At 63.2% G+C, this 4,877-nt stretch carries 4 protein-coding genes and 1 pseudogene; 2 read left to right on the forward strand and 3 right to left on the reverse strand.

Annotated elements, in window-relative coordinates:
• Window positions 1-387 precede the first annotated feature (387 nt).
• On the forward strand, window positions 388-633 hold the full coding sequence (locus WCB02_RS22265) for a hypothetical protein (protein WP_423961471.1): 246 nt from the start codon (window positions 388-390) through the stop codon (window positions 631-633).
• A 58-nt stretch (window positions 634-691) separates the two neighbouring features.
• Here WCB02_RS22265 and WCB02_RS22270 read toward each other — a convergent pair whose 3' ends face one another.
• Window positions 692-1,321, reverse strand: coding sequence for a DJ-1/PfpI family protein (locus tag WCB02_RS22270; RefSeq protein ID WP_423961472.1), 630 nt, complete (start codon window positions 1,319-1,321; stop codon window positions 692-694).
• Between the two features lie 18 nt (window positions 1,322-1,339).
• A complete protein-coding gene (locus tag WCB02_RS22275) occupies window positions 1,340-2,644 on the reverse strand; it encodes an MFS transporter (RefSeq protein ID WP_423961474.1) in 1,305 nt (434 codons plus the stop codon).
• Window positions 2,645-2,833: 189 nt separating this feature from the next.
• On the opposite strand from WCB02_RS22275, the gene WCB02_RS22280 reads away from it, so the two are divergent.
• Window positions 2,834-4,396: an FAD-dependent oxidoreductase gene (locus WCB02_RS22280; protein ID WP_423961476.1), complete on the forward strand. Its 1,563-nt coding sequence runs from the start codon at window positions 2,834-2,836 to the stop codon at window positions 4,394-4,396.
• Here the strand turns inward: WCB02_RS22280 and WCB02_RS22285 are convergent.
• A pseudogene (locus tag WCB02_RS22285) lies at window positions 4,393-4,877 on the reverse strand (HAD-IC family P-type ATPase); the annotation flags it as partial. The gene WCB02_RS22280 and the pseudogene WCB02_RS22285 sit on opposite strands and share 4 nt — an antisense overlap.

Genomic DNA, 4,877 nt, shown 5'->3' on the forward strand with positions numbered 1-4,877 from the left:
GCCCGAGCGTGGTTCCTTCTGGTGATGAGCGCTTGCAACGCTCACCCCGGCCAGCTTGGCGGGCCGGCCGATCAATGCCGGCGTGACGGCGACAGGCTGGCGGGGCGGCCGCTCGGGCCGGCGCGGCAAACAGTGCAGCCCCGGCGAGCGCAATCGCGCGTTTCATCAGTTGCGCTGCCACCATTGCCGCTCCAGCATCGCCTCTCCCCGCATGTTGCACTGCGTTTCCTCTGCCGCAGCCTGTTTGAACCAGACGATAGCACATCTTACCGGTGACAGAAGGCCGGATGCGGCCCGTTGATCGCAGGCGTCCACCGAAGGGTTCAGATTGCGTTCAGGGTTCCGACCCTAGCGTCGCGCCGGGGCTGCATTTGAACAGGAGATAAGATGATCCTCAAGCCGTTGATGGCTGTTGCGTTGATCACGGCCGGAATTTCCGGCACCGCCGCGATGATGACGACACCCGCCCATGCCCAGGATGCCATGGAAGCCGAGATCATCGGCTATCATCAGCTTTGCCAAAAAGGCGACCGCAAGGCCTGCATCCGCTTCGGCATGATAATCGGCAGGAACGAGCAACGTCATGCCGACTGGCGCAGGGCGCACGCCGACTGGTGGTGGTGGGAGCACTAAGTCCTAGAGCGATCGAGGCCGCCACGCCGGGCGGCCTCTTTTTCCGGCTCTCACACCCTCAGCGCGTCACCAGCACGGGTGGAAACTCGATGCGATTGGCCCGCCAGGCGCGCTGATATTCCATGATGCGCGCGGTCTCGTTGGCCACCCGCGGCCCCAGCATGGTCGCAAGCAGATGCAGGGTGGTGTCGATACAGAGTGTTACGCCGCCGCCGGTCACGAGCCCGTCGCCTCGATCCACCAGCATCGCTTCACAGACATCGATCGCGTCATATCCGGCGCGCATCGCCTCGAGCGGCGATCGTTCAGGCGGCACGACTTCGCGTTTGGTGGTGGCGGCGCCACCGTCAAGGATGCCGCTCGCCGCTAGTATCATGCCACCGGTACAGACGGAAGCGATGCGGCCCGACGCATGAACCCGCCTGATATAGTCGAGCGTTGCCGGCGCCTCCGCTTGTGCGGGCCACCCCGGGCCGCCAGTGACGATGACGAGGTTGCAAGCGGGCGCGTCGTCGACGCCGAAATCGGCGATGACCTTGAGCCCACTCGCGAGCACGATCGACCCTGCCCGCGGCGCAATGGTGCAGATCTCGATCTCGGGAGCGATGCGGCGCGCCATCGACAGCACGCCGAATGTGGCGAGATCAATCGGCTCAACCCCGTCATAGATGAAAATGCCAAACCTCAACGCCGTTCTGCTCTGTCACTACGTCAACGAGCCGCCCTTGGTCTCGCGCGCGGCGAGCGCCGCGGCAAGCGTGATGAGCGCGAGTGCGATCATCATCAGCGACACGCCGGCCGTGCCGCCGAAATAGCCGACCATCGCAGTTGCGATGATCGGCGCAAAGCCGCCACCAAGCGCCGCCGAGAGCTGAAATCCGAAGGACGCGCCGCTGTAGCGGACGCGCGGCCCGAACAGCTCGGGAAAGTAGCAGGATTCCGGCGCGAACATCATGCCATGGCCGAAATTCATCGCGATGATGACCGCAACATAGATCAGCCCCGCACTCTTGCTCTGGATCAGCCAGAACAATGGGAATGCGAAAAGGATCGTGAACAATGCGCCCAGGATATAGAGCGGCCGCCGGCCGATCTTGTCGGCCAGCCAGCCGAACAAAGGCAGGCTGATCAGTTCCAACAGCGCAGCATACATCACGGCATCGAGCATCAGCGGCTTGGGCAGGGCGAGCTTGGTCGTCGCATAAACCACGACGAACACGGTGAGCATGTAGACCCAGGACACCTCGGAGAGCTTTAAGCCAACCGCGATCAGGAAGGTCTTGGTGTTTCCGGCGAGCGTTTCGCCGACCGGGTTGTCCGAGAGTCCATTGCGAACTTTGAGCCCCTCGAAGACCGGCGTCTCCGGCACCCGCGACCGGACGAAGGTCCCGATTGCGAGCAGCACGATTGAGACCAGGAATGGAATGCGCCAGCCATAGGCTGCGAAATCGGCATCGGGCAATTTGGCGACGAGGGCGAACACCAGCGTCGCCAGCACCAATCCGATCGGGAAGCCGACCTGGACGAAGCTCGTGTAAAAGCCGCGGCGGTCGGGCGGCGCGTGCTCGAGCACCATCAGCGAGGCCCCGCCCCACTCGCCTCCAAGCCCGATGCCCTGGATGATGCGCAGCACGACCAGAAGGATCGGTGCGAACACGCCGATCGAGGCGTAGGTGGGCAACAGGCCGATGCCGAACGTGCTGAGCCCCATGATGAACAGCGTCAGGACCAGCATGGACTTGCGTCCCAGCCGGTCGCCGAAATGGCCAAACAGGGCGCCGCCCAGCGGGCGGGCGAGAAAGCCGACGGCGTAGCTGCCCAGCGCCGCCAGTGTGCCGGCAAGCGGATCGAAGGTCGGAAAGAACGCCTTGTTGAAAACGAGCGCCGCCGCTGTTGCATAGACAAGGAAGTCATACCATTCGATGATGGTCCCGAGGCAGCTCGCAAATACGATTGAACTGATGTTGCTGCGCTCGATGCCTGCGATCGGCGCGGTCGCCGTGACGGTCATGGAGGGCTCCTGTGAGGCAAACTCTGGAAGACAGATCGGGCTCGTGAGATGCAAGGGGCATGCCGGATCGGGCCCGCGGCCTTGGATCGAGGCCTTGGATTATAGCCTTGGATCATGGCCTTGGATGGCAGCCTTTGCAGCCTCGGATCAAAGCGGTGATTGCCGCGTTTGCAGCGCAAGGAGAGGCAAATGGCGCAAATCGATGTCCTGATCGTGGGTGCCGGCCCCACGGGTCTCGTGCTGGCGCTCTGGCTGACCAAGCTCGGCATCAGGGTTCGCATCGTGGACAAGACGGCTGAGCCGGGGACAACCTCGCGTGCGCTCGCGGTGCAAGCGCGCACGCTCGAACTGTACCGCCAGCTCGACCTCGCAGAGGCCGTGATCAGCAGGGGTCATCAGGTCCCCGCCGTCAACCTCTGGGTCAAGGGGACACAGGCTGCACATCTTGCGTTTGAAAAGATCGGTGTCGGTCTGACGCCCTACCCCTTCCTCCATATCTTTCCGCAGGACCAGCACGAACGTCTCCTGATCGAGCGGCTACAGGCATTCGGCGTCACCGTCCAGCGTCGCATCGAATTGACGCGCGTCGGCGAGCGGGAGGACCGTATCGTCGCCCGCCTCCGCGGCAGCGACGGCGAGCAGCAGGATTGCGAAGCGAGCTACCTCGCGGGCTGCGACGGCGCGCGCTCGAGCGTGCGCGAAAGCATCGGCACCGGCTTTCCCGGCGGCACCTATCGGCAATTGTTCTACGTTGCCGACGTCGATGCCACGGGTCCCCCGCTCAATGGCGAGTTGCATATCGATCTGGACGAGGCAGATTTCCTCGGCGTCTTCCCGCTGGCCGGAGCAGGACGCGCGCGGCTGATCGGAACGGTGCGTGACCAACGCGCCGATCGCGCCGACAGCCTGAAATTCGAGGATGTCAGCGATCGCGCGATCAACCATCTCAAAATTCAGGTCGGCAAAGTCAACTGGTTCTCGACCTATCACGTACATCACCGGGTAACCGAGCATTTCCGGAAAGGCCGGGTCTTTCTGGCCGGTGACGCCGCGCATATCCACAGCCCCGCCGGCGGTCAGGGCATGAATACCGGGATCGGCGATGCCATCAACCTCGCCTGGAAACTGGCAGCGGTGCTGAAAGGGCTCGCACCCGACGCGCTGCTGGCGAGCTATGAGGCCGAACGAATCGGTTTTGCCCGGCGGCTCGTCGCAACGACCGATCGCGTGTTCAGCGTTGCCTCGGCCGAGGGCCGCATCGCGGATATCCTGCGCACCCGGGTGGTGCCGGTGCTGTTTCCGCTCGCGGTCCATTTCGAGGCGGTGCGCGAGTTCATGTTCCGGACCGTCTCCCAGATCATGCTGAACTATCGTGACGGCCCGCTCAGCCGGGGTGTTGCCGGGCATATTCACGGCGGCGATCGCCTGCCATGGGTCGCGATTGATGGCGTGGACAATTTCAGCACGCTTGGCGGCACGGACTGGCAAGTCCATGTCTATGGCGCGGCCGATGCCGCGCTTTCCGCATGGTGCACCGGGCAAAACCTCGCGCTCCACGTGTTCGCCTGGCGCGCCGAATATGCGAATGTGGGCTTCGCCCGTGACGCCCTCTATCTGCTCCGGCCCGACAGCTATGTCGCGCTCGCCGACGGCGGGGCCAACCCGGCCACGATCGATCGCTATTTTGTTGATCACGGCATCCGGCGCGCGCCCGACGACCCGGCATGTTCGTTGACTGAACGGCCCAACTAGCCCATTTTCAGGACTTTGAAGATCAGAGATTTAACGCCATCGAGCACGAAGGCGAACACGACCGCGCCGGCAAAGACGCTGGCAATGATCGGCAAGCCCAGCGGCGCCATCAAAATTCCGCTCAGGGCCAGCGTGGGAATGATCGTGATGTCCAGGAGCGAGCACAACAATACGATCGTGCTCGGCCTCGACGACCACAGACGACGGCGCTCGCGAACGACATAGTAGATCGCCTGTCCACTGAACACCAGATTGACCAGTGTCAGGGTGCGCAGCGGCTCGATCCCAAGCTGAAGATCGAACTTGCCGACCAGAAGCACACCGACACAAAACGCCAGATCGAACATCCCCATCAGAACGCCGGCGATGGTCAGCTCTCCGATCTTCCAGGCATTCGGCTTCGCGGAAGGTCGCACATTGTCTGTCGTTGACGACATCGCCAGAAAGTCGCCTGTGATCATCGACAGCACGACCAGAATGG

Source organism: Bradyrhizobium sp. (assembly GCF_049581145.1).
Classification (GTDB): domain Bacteria; phylum Pseudomonadota; class Alphaproteobacteria; order Rhizobiales; family Xanthobacteraceae; genus Bradyrhizobium.

Bases quoted from the DNA above. Each gene is read 5' to 3' on its own strand.
- WCB02_RS22280 (WP_423961476.1), top strand. From the start codon at position 2,834: ATGGCGCAAATCGATGTCCTGATCGTGGGTGCCGGCCCCACGGGTCTC.
- WCB02_RS22265 (WP_423961471.1), top strand. From the start codon at position 388: ATGATCCTCAAGCCGTTGATGGCTGTTGCGTTGATCACGGCCGGAATT.
- WCB02_RS22275 (WP_423961474.1), bottom strand. From the start codon at position 2,644: ATGACCGTCACGGCGACCGCGCCGATCGCAGGCATCGAGCGCAGCAAC.